This is a genomic window from Pseudomonas putida (genome assembly GCA_041879295.1).
Classification (GTDB): Bacteria; Pseudomonadota; Gammaproteobacteria; order Pseudomonadales; family Pseudomonadaceae; genus Aquipseudomonas; species Aquipseudomonas putida_Y.
Genome location: CP047152.1, coordinates 1,754,942 through 1,771,052 on the forward strand (window position 1 = coordinate 1,754,942; position 16,111 = coordinate 1,771,052).

Consider the following 16,111-nt stretch of genomic DNA (forward strand, 5'->3'; position numbering starts at 1 on the left):
AACGCGGTGGATGGCACCGGCTATGCCGGTGTTCGCGGGCAAGCCCGCTCTCATCAAACAAAATACAACCCACTGTTTTCTAAGCACTCAAGCGGCCACCAGCTGATACCCCAGTTTCCGGGCTTTGCGGAGCAAAGCCCGGACCTGCCGGTCCTGGCTTCTGGTTTCGAACTCCTCAAGACCTTTTTCAACATAAGCCTGCTTCTTGGTTAAAAGGTTGTACACCAGACGTGCCAACTGATGCGCAGTGGCCTTGATGGCGCAGCTGGTATCCATTCGAGTCAGTCTGGCTCGGTGCGATGCACCAATGAAACCCTTGTCGTTACGGGCATTGGATGCAGCCTGCTTGAGTGCTTGAGCTGCTCGATTGACTATTTTTGGCCCACCACTTGCCAGTCGATGACCGCCGGAGATTCGAGTAGGGGGAGCCAGTCCCAACCAAGAGCAGAAGTGCTGTGAGGACGGGAAGCGTGATAGATCTGTACCGATCTCCCCTGTCAGCACTAATGCAGTGTCCACCCCAATGGTTGGAATTGCGGTTAGGTCCACGCCAAGAACTTTCCACAATGTCTGATGCAGTTCAGTCTGTTGGGCACCGTTTCGGTGCGGGCTCCGTAAAGGCTTATTGGATGGCTCTGGCTTGTTTTGCAGCACCGGCAACTGCTCTAACGCGGCTTTTATGGCGTCGTCACAATCAGCAATTTGCTGCTCCAGGAAGTCATAGGCAGCCAATTCCTGAGTTAGCGCATGCAAATGCTCGCGCCGCCAATTGCCATGAAGACTCCGAGCGACAGCCTCCTTGCCTGCCTTGATGCGGCGGTCGGTCAGTTCAGCCAGTTGCACTGGGTCCCGTTCACCTGCGCAGATGGCTCGCAAAATCTTCATGCCAGTTACGCCGGAAATATCACTGATGACATTGGCCAGCTGGATGTTCATTTGGCTCATGGCCTTTTGCATCCGGTTCAGCGTCTGCGCCTGGTCTTTCACTTTGGAAGCACGCTGCCTGACCAATGACCGGACGCAGCAGGTCAGATCATCGGGGCGGAATGCGCCTCTGAGCAGTCCATGAGTCATCAGCTGCCAAATCCACTGGCAATCCAGCACATCTGATTTACGGCCCGTGATTTGCCGAGTTGCTCTGGCATTGACGAGATAAACCTCAAAACCGCGCTCGCTGAGAATCTCGTAAATTGGAATCCAATAAACCCCCGTGGATTCCATGGCAACGACCTTGATCCCCAGGCTTTCAAGCCAGTTAGCCATCTTGAGCAGGTCGTCAGTAAAGGACGTGAACGACTGGACGGGATTTTCGTGCCGGGGATCGACCGCCACGAAATGCTCTCGACCACCGACATCGATCGCTGCGCAATCGGGATGGACGACGGTAAAGCGTTGCTTGGAAGGCTTGCGCGCCATGATGAATCCTCGCAGGATAAAGGGCGCGCGGGGCACACGGTGGCGAAAGGGTTCACTCTCTCATACGTGGTCACAGCTGAATCAGCTGATGCCTACAGGGACTTCACGCCGATACCGTGCGGATCACTCTCCCACGCGGGTGTGCGGACACACACCAGTGCTGGCTACGATCTCTGTCCCGCGCACACGAACCCTAACAAAGCAAAAGGCGGCTGGCCCTACCGGGCCAACCGCCTTTTCTTTTTCAAAATGTCAGCGTCGCTGCGGATCTAAAGCCGTACACCTCATGTTTGCTGCGCGACAGCGCAGCCCGGAAGGGCTGGGTGATCTCCCACAGGGATCGCGCCAGCTTTTAGAAATTGAGCAAGACAGTTGCTCCCACAGTGTTTGCGCAAGCGTTCGCGAAATGAGCAGGGCGTTAGTTGCGCTGGCTGTGTGCCGGCATTTTGCTGGGTATTTCGGGCCGGGCCACAGACATACTCTCCGGCTCGCCCGTCCCTCCATGCCGCTGCAAAATCCGCTCGATCTCCCCCGACTGCTTCATTCTTGCCAGCGCCCGCAATAGCCCTTGAGTCGGTATCGCCGGATCGTTGCGCACCATGCACCCCAAATCCTGTTCGTCCAGCACTGCCAGCGCTTGCAATTGCTGCTCCGCTGGCAACCCTTGGTTGAACCACTGCAACGACAACTGGTTGCTCACCGCATGGCGATACCGGCCTGCCTGCAGCTTTTGCAGCACCAGCAACTGGCTGCGGCTGTCCTCACGGTGCAGCTGGCCGTGGTCCAGCAGCGGTTGCAGGGTTGAATAGGTGTAGCCAAGCACCGTGCCGATCGCCTGGGGTGGCAGTTGCTCCGGGGATATCGGGTTGCTGTCGCCGGCGCGGCCAACCAGTACGTCGCGCTGATGAATCAGCGGGATACTCCACACAAAATCCCTTGGATGGTCGTTGAGCCATTGGGAACTGACGTAGCAACGCACATCAATATCGCCGCTGCTCATGGCCTCCTCCAGGCGCAAGCGGGCCATGACGTGGAACTCGGGGCGAGCGCCCACTTGCCTGGCAACGGCTTGCATCAGGTCGTAAAGCAATCCCTCCACTGGCTGATCGCCTTCGATGCGTACCAGCGGCATGCTCCAGCTCTCGACGACGGAAAAGCGCAGCACCGGCTGGTCAGCCAGGCTGTTTGTAGACCACAGCAGTAAAAGGGCCAGCAGTCTTCGCAAAGGCAATCCTCCCTGGACAATGCGCCATTCCAAGCTTAGACGAGTTGCGCAGGGTGCAATTTTGCCCCCGCTCCGCTAGCATTAGCGATCTTCCGCTCGATCAGGCTACGATGGTTTTTCGATGAGTTATCAGGTTCTTGCACGAAAATGGCGTCCGCGCTCGTTCCGCGAAATGGTCGGCCAGACCCATGTGCTCAAGGCCTTGATCAATGCCTTGGACAACCAGCGCCTGCACCATGCCTACCTGTTCACCGGTACCCGCGGCGTGGGCAAGACGACCATCGCCCGTATTATCGCAAAGTGCCTGAACTGTGAAACCGGCATCACCTCCACGCCCTGTGGCACCTGTTCGGTGTGCCGTGAGATCGACGAAGGCCGTTTCGTCGACCTGATCGAGATCGACGCCGCCAGCCGTACCAAGGTAGAGGACACTCGCGAACTGCTCGATAACGTGCAGTACGCCCCCAGCCGTGGGCGCTTCAAGGTCTACCTGATCGACGAAGTGCACATGCTCTCGACCCACTCGTTCAACGCCTTGCTCAAGACGCTGGAAGAGCCGCCGCCCTACGTCAAGTTCATCCTCGCCACCACCGACCCGCAGAAGCTGCCGGCCACCATCCTGTCGCGCTGCCTGCAGTTCTCGTTGAAGAACATGAGCCCGGAGCGGGTGGTGGAGCACCTCAGTCACGTACTGGCCGCCGAGAACGTGCCGTTCGAGGAAGATGCCCTGTGGCTGCTGGGCCGTGCGGCCGATGGCTCCATGCGTGATGCCATGAGTCTGACCGACCAGGCCATCGCCTTTGGTGAAGGCAAGGTACTGGCCGCCGATGTGCGTGCCATGTTGGGTAGCCTCGACCATGGCCAGGTGTATGGCGTCTTGCAGGCACTGCTCGAAGGCGATGCCAGGGCTTTGCTGGAGGCCGTGCGTAACCTGGCCGAGCAAGGGCCGGACTGGTCGGGTGTTCTGGCCGAAATGCTCAATGTGCTGCACCGTGTAGCCATTGCCCAGGCGCTGCCCGAAGCGGTAGACAACGGCCAGGGTGATCGCGAGCGGGTATTGGCGCTGGCATCGGCGCTGCCGGCCGAGGATGTGCAGTTCTATTATCAGATGGGCCTGATTGGCCGTCGTGACCTGCCCCTTGCGCCGGACCCGCGCGGTGGCTTCGAGATGGTGCTGCTGCGCATGCTGGCGTTCCGCCCGGCAGACACGGACGACGCGCCGAAGCCGGTGCTAAAGCCAGCGGGGATCAGCCAGGCCACAGCTGATCCTGCAGGGCAGGTGGCAGCCGCGGCGCCGGTCGCGCTTTCATCGCCTGTTGCGGCTGTGCCGGCGGAGCCTGTAGCGCAAGCCCCGCAGCTGGAGGTGCCTGCACCCGCGACGGCTGATCATGAACCGGAGGCCGAGGCAGATGTTGAGCTGAAGGCCGAAGCCGAGGCCATCTCCGTACCTGAGCCTGTTGCCGAAGTGGTCGACCTGCCGTGGGAAGAGCCTGCCGTTGCACCCGCGCCGTTAGCGGCCGAACCCGCGCCTGAACCGGCACCTGCGCCCGAGCCTGTTGCCCCGGTGGCGCCCCCACAGGCCGCCCCGGCACACGACGAGCCGCCTTTCGACCCGTCTGCCTACGCTGCCGTGGGGATGGACCGGGACGATGAGCCACCGTTGGACGAAGACTATTACGGCGGCGAAAGCGATCCGGCAGGTTTCAGCTACCTGGACGAGTTGGCCGAACATGTTCAGGAAGACGTGTCCAAACCGGCTGCCGAACCGTTGCCGGCAGCCAAACCGGCCACCGGCCTGGCCTTGCAATGGCTGGAATTATTCCCACAGTTGCCTGTGTCAGGGATGACAGGCAACATCGCGGCAAACTGTACACTGATTGCCGCCGATGGCGACGACTGGCTGCTGCATCTGGACCCGGGCCAGGGGGCACTGTTCAACGCGACCCAGCAGCGGCGCCTGAACGAAGCGCTCAACCAGCACCTGGGGCGCACGCTGAACCTGCGGATCGAGCTGATCCTGCCCGAGCAGGAAACCCCGGCTCAGGCCGCAGCGCGCAAGCGTGCCGAGCGCCAGCAGGATGCAGTTGCTTCGATCGAGCAGGATCCGTTGATCCAGCAGATGATCAAGTTGTTCGGCGCCAAGGTGCGGCAGGATACTATTGAGCCTGTAGAAGCCCTGGTCAGCCAGGGCCAGTAACGGATAACCATGCGGCCGGCCCGGTGCCGGGCCGCATCACATGACCCAATCGAGGTATACCCCATGATGAAAGGTGGCATGGCCGGCCTGATGAAGCAGGCCCAGCAGATGCAGGAAAAAATGCAGAAGATGCAGGAAGAACTGGCCAACGCCGAAGTCACCGGTCAGTCCGGTGGCGGGCTGGTGAGCGTGGTGATGACCGGTCGTCACGACGTCAAGCGCGTCAGCATCGACCAGAGCCTGATGTCGACTGATGAAGATGACAAGGAAGTACTGGAAGACCTCATTGCCGCTGCGCTGAACGACGCAGTGCGCAAGGTTGAGCAAAGCAGCCAGGAAAAGATGGGCGGCATGACCGCCGGCATGCAGCTGCCGCCAGGCTTCAAGATGCCGTTCTAAGGGCATTGCGATACGCAAAACCGCCGCTGATATCAGCGGCGTTTTTTTTACGTAGATTTCAACCCAGGCGCGGTCTGCTTTTTTATGTCGGGTACAACTGTTGTGCTCGAACTTTGAAATTTTTGCACGATCACTATGGGGGCGGGCATGCCCGCTCCCACAGTGATCACACTGGCTTTCCAGTTTTGTGCAAGGCAATTGCGCTCATATAACTGCAGGCCGCGTAGACTTGGGGTGACCTGATTTGACGCCACCGCCCTCGCTGGGTATAAACCGCCTCTTATTGAATTGTCAGGCCTTTCCCATGAGCTTCAGCCCCCTCATCCGCCAACTGATCGACGGCCTGCGCATCTTGCCAGGTGTCGGTCAGAAAACCGCCCAGCGCATGGCCCTGCAACTGCTCGAGCGCGACCGCAGCGGTGGGCTGCGCCTGGCTCAGGCCTTGACCCAGGCCATGGATGGGGTGGGCCACTGCCGTCAGTGTCGCACCCTCACCGAGCAGGAGCTGTGCCCGCAGTGCGCCGACCCGCGCCGTGACGACACCCAGCTGTGCGTGGTCGAGGGGCCGACCGATGTGTATGCGGTGGAGCAGACGGGCTACCGTGGCCGTTACTTCGTGCTCAAGGGGCACCTGTCGCCGCTGGATGGCCTGGGGCCTGAGGCGATCGGTATTCCGCAGCTGATGGCGCGGATCGAAGAGCAGGGCACCTTTACCGAGGTGATCCTGGCGACCAACCCGACGGTGGAAGGCGAAGCGACGGCGCATTACATTGCCCAGTTGCTGAGCGAGAAAGGGCTGGTAGCGTCGCGGATTGCCCATGGTGTGCCCCTGGGCGGTGAGCTGGAGATGGTGGACGGCGGTACCCTGGCCCATGCCTTTGCAGGGCGCCGGCCCATTTCGCTCTGATTCATTGGGGCTGCAAAGCAGCCCCAAAAGCCCACTCAGTACTCGCTGAGGGAAAACTCGGTCAGGCAGAAGGTAGGCACCCCGGCCGCCTGCAACCGACGCGAGCCGTCCAGTTCCGGCAGGTCGATGATCGCCGCCGCCTCGAACACCTGCGCCCCGGTACGACGCACCAGGTTGGCCGCCGCCAGCAGGGTCCCGCCAGTTGCTATCAAGTCATCGAAGATCAACACCGAATCGCCTTCGCACAGGCTGTCGGCATGCACTTCCAGGAAGGCCTCGCCGTACTCGGTCTGGTAACCCTCGCTCAGCACGTCGGCCGGCAGCTTGCCCTGCTTGCGGAACAGGATCAGCGGCTTGTTCAGCTGGTGGGCGATGATCGAGCCGATCAGGAAGCCCCGCGCGTCCATGGCGCCGATGTGGCTGAATTCAGCCTCGACATAGCGCTCGATGAACTGGTCGGCCACATAGCGCAGCCCGCGTGGCGACTGGAATAACGGGGTAATGTCGCGGAAGATCACACCCGGTTTTGGGAAGTCCACTACCGGGCGGATCAGGGCTTTGAGGTCGAAGGCGTCGCTGTGCATTGTTGCGGGTATCCTGGGAAAACGAATGCCCAAGTATACCCGCTAAACGTGGCCTCAGGCCTCGATTGCACCACCGGCCAGCGCGCACAGCTGGATCGGGTCGAGAATGTGCACTTCCTTGCCCTCGGCGCGCAGCAGGCCGTTCTGCTGGAAGCGGGTGAACACCCGCGACACGGTTTCTACGGCCAGGCCAAGGTAGTTGCCGATTTCGTTGCGCGACATGCTCAGGCGGAACTGATTGGCCGAATAGCCGCGGGCGCGGAAGCGCGCCGACAGGTTGACCAGGAAGGTGGCAATGCGCTCGTCGGCGGTCTTTTTCGACAGCAGCAACATCATTTGCTGGTCGTCGCGGATTTCGCGGCTCATTACCCGCATCAGCTGGCGACGCAGCTGCGGCAGTTGCACCGAAAGCTCGTCAAGCCGCTCGAAGGGGATTTCACACACCGAAGTGGTTTCCTGGGCCTGGGCCGATACCGGGTAGGCCTCGGTATCCATGCCCGACAGGCCGACCAGTTCGCTGGGCAGGTGGAAGCCCGTGATCTGCTCTTCGCCGCTGTCGCTGAGGCTGAAGGTTTTCAGGGCCCCGGAACGTACTGCGTAGACCGAGCCAAAACTGTCACCCTGGCGGAACAGAAACTCGCCTTTCTTGAGCGGTCGCCCGCGTTTGACGATTTCATCCAGTGCGTCCATGTCTTCCAGGTTCAGCGAAAGAGGCAGGCACAGGGGGGCCAGGCTGCAATCCTTGCAATGGGCCTGGTTGTGTGGGCGCAGTTTGACTGGCTCGGACATTTGAATCGATCCTTGTGGGAAAGCACACATAAGTCGTAAGGGTAACTCACGACACAGGGTGTAGGCCAGTGTGCGCGGTGATGGTGCGCGCTGGCGAAACCCCGGCAGGTGGCCTGCCGGGAGTCCTTGTGTGCTCATAGTGTGCCTGACAAGGAAGCTTGTCCATGCGGTGAACGCCTTGTTTTTCAGATCACTCGCGAGAAACGCTGGCGGTTGTGCATTGCCAGATACGCGTCGAACACCATGCATACCGAGCGCGCCAGCAGCCGGCCGGCCGGCAGGATGCGAATACCCTTGTCGTCCAGGCTGATCAGGCCGTCGCGCTGCAAGGTCAGCAGCTCGGGCCAGAGGTCGTTGAAGTAACCGCGAAAATCAAGGGTGAAGGCCTGTTCGATGGGTTCGAAATCCAGCTCGAAATGGCAGATCAGCTGCTGGATCACCGCCCGGCGTATACGGTCGTCGTGGTTGCACAGCAAGCCGCGCTGGGTGGCCAGCTGGGCGTTGGACAGGCTGTCCTGGTAGGTGCTGAGGTCACTGCTGTTCTGGCAGTACAGGTCGCCGATCTGGCTGATCGCCGACACGCCCAGGCCAATCAGGTCGCAGTGCCCGTGGGTGGTGTAGCCCTGGAAGTTGCGCTGCAAGGTGCCTTCTTCCTGGGCAATGGCCAGTTCGTCGTCGGGCAGGGCGAAGTGGTCCATGCCGATGTAGCGGTAACCGGCGGCGGTCAGTTGGTCGATGGTGGCGTGCAGCATCTCCAACTTGGCGGCGGCGCTGGGCAGGTCGTTGCTGTCGATGCGCCGTTGCGGCATGAAACGCTCTGGAAGGTGGGCATAGTTGAACACCGACAGGCGGTCGGGCTGCAGGCGGATCACCTCTTCGACGGTGCGGGCGAAGCCTTCCGGGGTTTGCTTGGGCAGGCCGTAGATCAGGTCGAGGTTGACCGAGCGAAACTGTAGCGTGCGGGCAGCCTCGATCAGGGTGCGGGTCTGCTCCAGGCTCTGCAGGCGGTTGATCGCCCGTTGTACGGCCGGGTCAAGGTCCTGCACACCCAGGCTGACGCGGTTGAAGCCCAGTTCGCGAAGCAGGCCCATGGTCGACCAGTCGGCTTCGCGAGGGTCGATCTCGATGCCGTAGTCGCCGGAATCGTCGTCCAGCAGGTGGAAGTGCTGGCGCAGGGTGGCCATCAGTTGGCGCAGTTCCACATGGCTGAGGAAGGTTGGTGTGCCTCCGCCAAAATGCAGCTGTTCAACACGTTGTTTAGGGTCCAGGTGGCAGGCGATCAACTGGATTTCCTGCTCCAGGCGCTGCAGGTAGGGCGCGGCGCGCGCGCGGTCCTTGGTGATGACCTTGTTGCAGGCGCAGTAGTAGCAGATGTTGGCGCAGAACGGCACATGCACGTACAGCGACAGCGGGCGCACGGCCCGTCGGCTCTCGCGCAGGGCGTTGAGCAGGTCGAACGAACCCACCTCGCTGTGCAGTTGCACGGCGGTTGGGTAAGAGGTGTAGCGTGGCCCGGCGAGATCGTAGCGGCGGATCAGGTCGGTATCCCAACGTAGTTCGTCGAGCATGAGGGTAGTCCCCGGAAAGAGCAGCAGTGCACCGGAGTCTATGGCCGTCTGTAGGAAACTGTGTTGATTTGTATCAAGGGCATTGGGGCTGCCTTGCAGCCCCCGTCAATGCCCCATCAGCCAGTGCTGGTGTGGGCCCGGCAGGGTCCAGACACCGAATAGCATCACCAGCACACCGCCCGCCACGCGCACGCTGCGTCGCCGCAACAGGGCGTTTACCCGTTCGGCAGCCAGCCCGGTTGCCAGCAACACCGGCCAGGTGCCCACCCCGAACGCGAGCATCAACACCGCGCTGTACCCGGCGTTGCCCTGGCTGGCCGCCCACAGCAGGGTGCTGTAAACCAAACCGCACGGCAGCCAGCCCCACAAGGCGCCCAGCAGCAACGCCCGGGGCAGGCTGGACACTGGCAGCAAGCGCGACGCCAGCGGCTGAATATGCCGCCACAACCCGCGGCCAAGTGCCTCGATACGGGTCAGCCCGCTCCACCAGCCGGCCAGGTACAGGCCCATGGCAATCAGCAGCAGCGCCGCAGCCACCCGCAGCGCCAGCGCTGCCGGGCTGCTGGCCACGGCCCAGCCTGCCAGGCCCAGCAACAGGCCGGCGCAGGCATAGCTGAAAATGCGCCCCAGGTTATACGCCAGCAACAGGCGCAGACGCTTGCCGCGTTGTTCGGGGGGGATGGCCAAGGTCAGTGCGCCCATCAGGCCACCGCACATGCCCAGGCAGTGACCGCCACCCAGCAGGCCAAGGACCAGTGCCGAGCCCAGCAGCGGAAGCAGGTCAGGCACGGGGAGGTGGTTCCTTGTCGGTGTCGGCCGGGGCGTCGTCAGGCTTCACGGCCGCCTGGTGGCGCGGGTCCTGATCGTCGAACAGGATGCTGTGGGCGGGGCCTTCAAGGTCGTCGTACTGGCCGCTGTCTACCGCCCAGAAGAAGATGTACACGGCCACGCCGACCAGCAGCAGGGCTGCCGGAATCATGACATAGAGGGCGGGCATGGCGACTTCCTCCCGGGTAAAGGGGCTTCGTGGGGCAGCGGGCCAGAGGCCACGGGCATACGGGTCAGGCGCAGGGCATTGAGCACCACGATCAGCGAGCTGACCGACATGCCGATGGCGGCCCACACCGGCGTGATCCAGCCGAGCGCGGCAAACGGCAACATCAGGCCATTATACAGGGTCGCCCACAGCAGGTTCTCGAGGATGTTGCGCCGCGTTCGACGGGCCAGGTCGAAGGCCTGCACCAGCGCCTGCAGGCGGTTGGACAGCAGTACGGCATCGGCGCTGGTCTTGGCAAGGTCGGTGGCGCTACCCATCGCGATGCTGATGTCGGCGGCGGCCAGCACCGGCACATCGTTGACACCGTCGCCGAGCATCAGCACTTTGCGCCCCTGTGCCTGCAGGGCTTTCAGCCGGTCAAGCTTGTCGTCTGGCCGCAGGCCGCCAATGGCCTGGTCGATGCCCAGTTGTGCGGCCACTTCGGCAACCATTGGCGAGCTGTCGCCCGATAGCAGCAGCGTGCGCCAGCCACGTGCCTTGCAGGCAGCGAGCAGGGCCGGGGCATCGTCGCGCAGACGGTCGTCCAGGCCAAACCAGGCCAATGGCCCCTGGCGGTCGCCCAGCAGCAGCCATTGGCCGCGCGGCTCTGGCACGGCGGGGATTTGCGCGCCGCTCAAGGCGCAGACGAAGGTGGCCTGGCCAATGCGCAGGCGCTGCCCGTCCACCAGCCCTTCCAGGCCGAGGCCAGGTATGGTCTGCACATCATCGGCAGGCGTGGCGGTACGACCGAAGGCGCGGGCGATGGGGTGCTCGGAGCGGTTTTCCAGCGCGGCGGCAAGGGCCAGGCAGCGGTCGGCTGCCTGGCTGCCGAGCGGGCGAATGCTGCGCAAGGCCAGGCGGCCCTCGGTCAGTGTGCCGGTCTTGTCGAAGATTACTGTGTCGATCTGGTTCAGGCCTTCCAGCACATGGCCGCGGGTCACCAGCAGGCCGAGCTTGTGCAAGGTGCCGGTGGCGGCCGTAAGCGCAGTTGGCGTGGCCAGCGACAGCGCACAGGGGCAGGTTGCCACCAGCATCGCCAGCACGATCCAGAACGCCCGCGTCGGGTCCAGGTGCCACCACCACAGGCCGATGGCAACGGCGGCCAGCAGCGAAAACAGCAGGAACCACTGCGAGGCGCGGTCGGCAATTTCCGCCAGGCGCGGTTTTTCGGTCTGGGCGCGCTCCAGCAGGCGGACGATGGCCGATAACCGTGAATCGTGACCGAGGGCTTCGACTTCCACGTTAAGGGTGCTTTCGACGTTCAACGTGCCGCCGGTGACCCGTTCGCCTACTTGGCGGGGCTGTGGCAGGTATTCGCCGGTCAGCAGTGATTCGTCGACGCTGGAGCGGCCTTCTACGATACGCCCGTCGGCCGGGATTACTGCGCCTGGCAGCACTTGCACGGTGTCACCGCAGTGCAGTTCGCCAAGGAGGATGCGCTCGCTGCGGCCGAAGGCGTCCAGGCGCAGGCACGAGGCCGGCAGCAGGTTGACCAGCTGCGCAGTGGCCGCAGCCGTGCGTTCTCGGGCTCGGCGTTCCAGGTAGCGGCCGGTGAGGAGAAACAGGGCGAACATGCCCACGGTGTCGAAATACAGCTCGCCGCTGCCCGTGATGGCCGTCCAGATGCCAGCACCGAAGGCAAGGCCAATGGCCAGCGACACTGAAACGTCCATGGTCAGGTGGCGGGTGCGCAGGTCGCGTGCCGCGCCTTTGAAGAATGGCGCGCAGCTGTAGAACACGATGGGGATGGTGAGGAACAGCGCAACCCAGCGCAGAATGGTGTGCAGTTCGGGCGACAGGTCGATGTTGAACTCCGGCCAGGTTGCCATGGTTGCCATCATTGCCTGGAACCACAGCAGCCCGGCCACGCCCAGGCGGCGCAAGGCGCTACGGTTTTCCCGGGCCAGCTGCTCGGTGGCCTTGTCGGGCTGATAGGGGTGGGCGGCGTAGCCGATCTGTCGCAGCTCGGCGAGCAGGCGCGACAGCGGTAGCTGCTGGTCATCCCAGTTCAGCAACAGGCGGTGATTGGACAGGTTCAGGCGCGCTTCGGCGACACCGGGCAGGTTGCGCAAGTGCTTTTCGATCAGCCACCCGCAGGCAGCGCAACTGATGCCTTCGACCAGCAGGGTGGTTTCGGCCAGCTCGCCCTGGTGGCGGACGAAGGTTTGTTGCACGTCACTGCGGTCGTAAAGGGCCAGCTCGTCCTGCAACTGCCTGGGCAGGGCTTCGGGGTTGGCGCTAGCGTCACTGCGGTGCTGGTAGTAGTGCTCCAGGCCTCCAGCGACGATCGACTCGGCCACCGCCTGGCAACCTGGGCAGCAGAACTGCCGGGGCTGGCCGAGGACCACGGCGGTGAAGCGGCTGCCGGCGGGGACGGGCAGGGCGCAGTGGTAGCAGGGGTGGGTTGGGTCATTGCGTCATTGCCTTACAGATCGGCCGGCCTGAATCGAAACCTGTAGGAGCGGGCTTGCCCGCGAATGCGTCAGGCCTGAAAACAACGTTGCCTGAGCTATCGCATTCGCGGGCAAGCCCGCTCCTACACAGGGAGAAGTGGTACGACTATTGGTGTTCGGCGCCTTGCAGTGCTTCATCACCCAGCTGCAAGGTCACACCATGCGCCACTTTTTCCTCTTCGAACAAGCGCCACACCTGGCCCCCTTCGCTACCCAGCAGTTCGACAAAGCGGCGCCCGTCGACCTTGTCTTCCAGCTGCCCCACATAGCGCCCTGCTTCTACCCGGCTTAGCAGCACCTTGCGGTCTTTCTCTGGCTGGGTTGGCGAAATCAGGTTCAGATCCAGGCTTTGCGGGTCGCTGTTACCGGTCAGACGCAGGTCCACTTCGCCAGTCAGCTCATCGAGGTGCACACTGGCCTTCAAGCCTAGCTTCTGCGCCAGCAATTCACGGTCCAGTGAGCGGTTGATGCCTTTGCCGGCCTCGTAGTAGTTGTCGTTCACCAGGTTGTCCGGGTTATGCACAGCGATGCTGACCATGGTCAGGCTCAGGCACACCGAGGTGGTGAGGATGCCGATGATGATCCAGGGCCAGAGGTGCTTGTACCAGGGGCTGGCGGCGGTGGCGGCAGGCATTGTGCGTTATCTCTCTTAGCGGATCTGTGGGCCGATGAAACGGCTCTTGGCTTCAACCTGGGCGTCACTGTCGTCGGCGCTCTTGAGGATGAAGGTGATTTCGTTGGTGGTCGATGGCAGTTTCTCGGGGGCAACCGACAGCTGCACGGGAAGGCTGACGATATCACCGGCTGCCACGCGGATTTCGCGTTGGCCTTCGAGCTTGAGGTCCGGCAGGCCGGCCGCGTCCAGCACGTAGACGTGATCGCGCTGGTCCTTGTTCATCACCTTCAGGCTGTACACGTTCTCGATCCGGCCCTGGGCGTTTTCGCGGTACAGCACACGGTCTTTGCTGACGTCGAAGCCGACCAGCGAACGGGTGGCGAAGGCCGTCGCCAGCCCGATCATCATCACCAGCAGTACCACGGCATAGCCGATCAGGCGCGGGCGCAGCATGTGGGTCTTCTGTCCGGACAGGTTGTGTTCGGTGGTGTAGCTGATCAGGCCTTTGGGGTAGTTCATCTTGTCCATGATGCTGTCGCAGGCATCGATACAGGCGGCGCAGCCAATGCACTCGATCTGCAGGCCGTCACGGATATCGATGCCGGTAGGGCAGACCTGCACGCACATGGTGCAGTCGATGCAGTCGCCCAGGCCTTGGGCCTTGTAGTCAGCGTCCTTTTTTCGTGGCCCGCGGGTTTCGCCACGGCGTGGGTCGTAGGACACGATCAGCGTGTCTTTGTCGAACATCACGCTCTGGAAGCGTGCATAGGGGCACATGTACACGCACACCTGTTCGCGCAGCCAGCCGGCGTTGCCGTAAGTGGCGAGGGTGAAAAAGCCGACCCAGAAGTACGCCCAGCCATCGGCCTGGCCGGTGAAGAATTCAATCACCAGTTCACGGATCGGCGAGAAGTAGCCGACGAAGGTCATGCCGGTGACAAAGCCGATCAGCAGCCACAGGCTGTGCTTGGCGAATTTGCGCAGGAACTTGTTGCCGCTCATGGGGGCTTTGTCGAGCTTCATGCGCTGGTTGCGATCACCCTCGGTGACCTTTTCGCACCACATGAAAATCCAGGTCCACACGCTTTGCGGACAGGTATAGCCGCACCACACCCGGCCGGCGAACACCGTGATGAAGAACAGGCCGAAGGCGGCGACGATGAGAATGCCCGAGAGCAGGATGAAGTCTTGCGGCCAGATGGTAGCGCCGAAGATGTAGAACTTGCGTTCGGGCAGGTTCCACCACACAGCCTGGTGACCACCCCAGTTCAGCCACACGGTGCCGAAGTACAGCAGGAACAGTGCGGCACCCCCGACCATGCGCAGGCGACGGAACAGGCCGGTGAAGGCGCGGGTGTAGATCTTTTCCCGGGAAGCGTAGAGGTCGACGGAATCCTTCCCTTTGCTGGCAGGCGGGGTGACATCATGTACCGGAATTTGCTTGCTCATCATCAAGTCCCACGGCAGTGGAGAAACGCCGCGGCCTGTGCGTGCGGGCCGCAGTCTCGCGCAATCTGCTAGCGCTCTGCGGTCCATGATACGCCGCTGAGGGCGGTATGGGATCGCACTGCGACCTTTAGTCGCGTTGGGTTCGTGGTATGAAACGTGTTATGGCGGGTGTCAATTGATCCAGGTCATCAGCCTGCCAGAAATGCGGTGGCTGTAAGGGCCTCTTCGCGGGCAAGCCCGCTCCTACATAGACCGCGATCGCTGTAGGAGCGGGTTTACCCGCGAAGAGGCCAGGCCTGCCTTACTCAGCCTTGGCCGGTTCAGCCTGGTGCGACAGGCTGTAAACATAAGCCGCCAGCAAGTGCACCTTGTCGTTGCCCTGCAGCTGTTCCTGGGCCGGCATCTGCCCCTGGCGGCCATAACGAATGGTCTGCTGCAGCTGGGCAAAGCTCGAACCGTAGATGAACGCCTGCGGGTGGGTCAGGTTCGGTGCGCCCATGGCGGGTGTACCTTTGCCTTCCGGCCCGTGGCAGGCCACGCAGTTGGCAGCAAAGATCTTCTGCCCGTTCTCGACATCGGCTTTCGCGCCCTCAGGCAATGTGCGGCCATCGAGTTTGCTGACCACGAATGCAGCCACATCGGCCACGCCCTGGTCACCGATTACTTCGGCCCAGGCCGGCATCACGCCATGGCGCCCGCCCATGATGGTGGTCTTGATGGTTTCCGGCTCGCCGCCCCAGCGCCAGTCATTGTCGGTGAGGTTGGGGAAGCCGAAGGCGCCCTTGGCGTCGGAACCGTGGCACACCGAGCAGTTGGAGGCGAACAGCCGCGCGCCCATTTTCAATGCCTGCGGGTCCTTGGCCACATCCACGATGGGCATGGCCGCGAACTTGGCGAAGATCGGCCCGAAGCGGGCGTCGGCCTTGGCCATTTCCTTTTCCCACTCGTGCACGCCGGTCCAGCCCGGCTGGCCGTTGGAAAACTCGGTCTGCTTGTCGTTATCCAGGTACGAATAGCCCGGCAGGATGCCTTTCCAGTTGCCCAGGCCCGGGTACAGCACCAGGTAGCCGAGGGCGAAGATGATGGTGCCGACGAACAGCCAGAACCACCATTTCGGCAGCGGGTTGTCGTACTCCTCGATGCCATCGAAGGCATGCCCGACGGTTTCGTCGGTAACCTCTTCGCGCTGGCCCTTGCGGGTCGACAGCAGCAGCCAGGTCAACGAGAAGATGGTGCCCAGGGTCAGGACGGTAACGTACAGACTCCAGAAGGTTGTCATTGTTGTTTGCTCCCAGAAGCTTTTGCTTGCTCGACGTGCCGGGTGGCCTCGGGGTCATCCGCGAAGGGCAGTTGGGTCGCTTCGTCGAAGTCCTTTTTACGCCGTGGGTTGAACACCCACAGCGCCAGGCCCACGAAGGCCACCATCACCACGACGGTGCCCAGGCCGCGAATCATCCCGATATCCATCAGTG

At 62.4% G+C, this 16,111-nt stretch carries 15 protein-coding genes; 3 read left to right on the forward strand and 12 right to left on the reverse strand.

Features of this window, described 5'->3' with window-relative positions; translation table 11 throughout:
• Positions 1 to 87: 87 nt before the first annotated feature.
• Together GST84_08135 and GST84_08140 are read right to left on the reverse strand one after the other, a co-directional pair.
• A complete protein-coding gene (locus GST84_08135) occupies positions 88 to 1,416 on the reverse strand; it encodes an IS110 family transposase (GenBank protein ID XGB12335.1) in 1,329 nt (442 codons plus the stop codon).
• A 418-nt stretch (positions 1,417 to 1,834) separates the two neighbouring features.
• Complete coding sequence (locus GST84_08140; GenBank protein ID XGB12336.1) at positions 1,835 to 2,641, reverse strand: transporter substrate-binding domain-containing protein; 807 nt, start codon at positions 2,639 to 2,641, stop codon at positions 1,835 to 1,837.
• Positions 2,642 to 2,762: 121 nt separating this feature from the next.
• Between GST84_08140 and GST84_08145 the strand changes: the two genes are divergently transcribed.
• From GST84_08145 to recR, 3 genes are all read left to right on the forward strand, one after another.
• Positions 2,763 to 4,838 (forward strand): DNA polymerase III subunit gamma/tau, encoded by a 2,076-nt coding sequence (locus tag GST84_08145; protein ID XGB12337.1) that lies wholly within the window; start codon positions 2,763 to 2,765, stop codon positions 4,836 to 4,838.
• A 63-nt stretch (positions 4,839 to 4,901) separates the two neighbouring features.
• Complete coding sequence (locus GST84_08150) at positions 4,902 to 5,237, forward strand: YbaB/EbfC family nucleoid-associated protein (protein XGB12338.1); 336 nt, start codon at positions 4,902 to 4,904, stop codon at positions 5,235 to 5,237.
• A gap of 304 nt (positions 5,238 to 5,541) precedes the next feature.
• On the forward strand, positions 5,542 to 6,144 hold the full coding sequence (recR, locus tag GST84_08155) for a recombination protein RecR (protein XGB12339.1): 603 nt from the start codon (positions 5,542 to 5,544) through the stop codon (positions 6,142 to 6,144).
• Positions 6,145 to 6,179: 35 nt separating this feature from the next.
• Here recR and GST84_08160 read toward each other — a convergent pair whose 3' ends face one another.
• The 10 genes from GST84_08160 to GST84_08205 all read right to left on the reverse strand — a co-directional run bounded on the left by GST84_08160 (position 6,180) and on the right by GST84_08205 (position 16,106).
• On the reverse strand, positions 6,180 to 6,728 hold the full coding sequence (locus GST84_08160) for an adenine phosphoribosyltransferase (protein ID XGB12340.1): 549 nt from the start codon (positions 6,726 to 6,728) through the stop codon (positions 6,180 to 6,182).
• A 54-nt stretch (positions 6,729 to 6,782) separates the two neighbouring features.
• On the reverse strand, positions 6,783 to 7,517 hold the full coding sequence (gene fnr / locus GST84_08165; GenBank protein ID XGB12341.1) for a fumarate/nitrate reduction transcriptional regulator Fnr: 735 nt from the start codon (positions 7,515 to 7,517) through the stop codon (positions 6,783 to 6,785).
• A 185-nt stretch (positions 7,518 to 7,702) separates the two neighbouring features.
• Complete coding sequence (gene hemN / locus GST84_08170; GenBank protein ID XGB12342.1) at positions 7,703 to 9,085, reverse strand: oxygen-independent coproporphyrinogen III oxidase; 1,383 nt, start codon at positions 9,083 to 9,085, stop codon at positions 7,703 to 7,705.
• 105 nt (positions 9,086 to 9,190) lie between these two features.
• A complete protein-coding gene (locus GST84_08175) occupies positions 9,191 to 9,874 on the reverse strand; it encodes a sulfite exporter TauE/SafE family protein (GenBank protein XGB12343.1) in 684 nt (227 codons plus the stop codon).
• A complete protein-coding gene (ccoS, locus tag GST84_08180) occupies positions 9,867 to 10,082 on the reverse strand; it encodes a cbb3-type cytochrome oxidase assembly protein CcoS (protein XGB12344.1) in 216 nt (71 codons plus the stop codon). The genes GST84_08175 and ccoS overlap by 8 nt, the downstream gene beginning before the upstream one ends.
• Positions 10,061 to 12,502 (reverse strand): cadmium-translocating P-type ATPase, encoded by a 2,442-nt coding sequence (gene cadA, locus GST84_08185; GenBank protein ID XGB15727.1) that lies wholly within the window; start codon positions 12,500 to 12,502, stop codon positions 10,061 to 10,063. Before cadA ends, ccoS begins: the two co-directional genes overlap by 22 nt.
• Positions 12,503 to 12,680: 178 nt before the next feature.
• Complete coding sequence (locus tag GST84_08190; protein ID XGB12345.1) at positions 12,681 to 13,208, reverse strand: hypothetical protein; 528 nt, start codon at positions 13,206 to 13,208, stop codon at positions 12,681 to 12,683.
• Between the two features lie 15 nt (positions 13,209 to 13,223).
• Positions 13,224 to 14,639 (reverse strand): cytochrome c oxidase accessory protein CcoG, encoded by a 1,416-nt coding sequence (gene ccoG, locus GST84_08195; GenBank protein XGB12346.1) that lies wholly within the window; start codon positions 14,637 to 14,639, stop codon positions 13,224 to 13,226.
• A gap of 301 nt (positions 14,640 to 14,940) precedes the next feature.
• Positions 14,941 to 15,918, reverse strand: coding sequence for a cytochrome-c oxidase, cbb3-type subunit III (ccoP, locus tag GST84_08200; protein XGB12347.1), 978 nt, complete (start codon positions 15,916 to 15,918; stop codon positions 14,941 to 14,943).
• Positions 15,915 to 16,106, reverse strand: coding sequence for a CcoQ/FixQ family Cbb3-type cytochrome c oxidase assembly chaperone (locus GST84_08205; GenBank protein XGB12348.1), 192 nt, complete (start codon positions 16,104 to 16,106; stop codon positions 15,915 to 15,917). Before GST84_08205 ends, ccoP begins: the two co-directional genes overlap by 4 nt.
• Positions 16,107 to 16,111 lie beyond the last annotated feature (5 nt).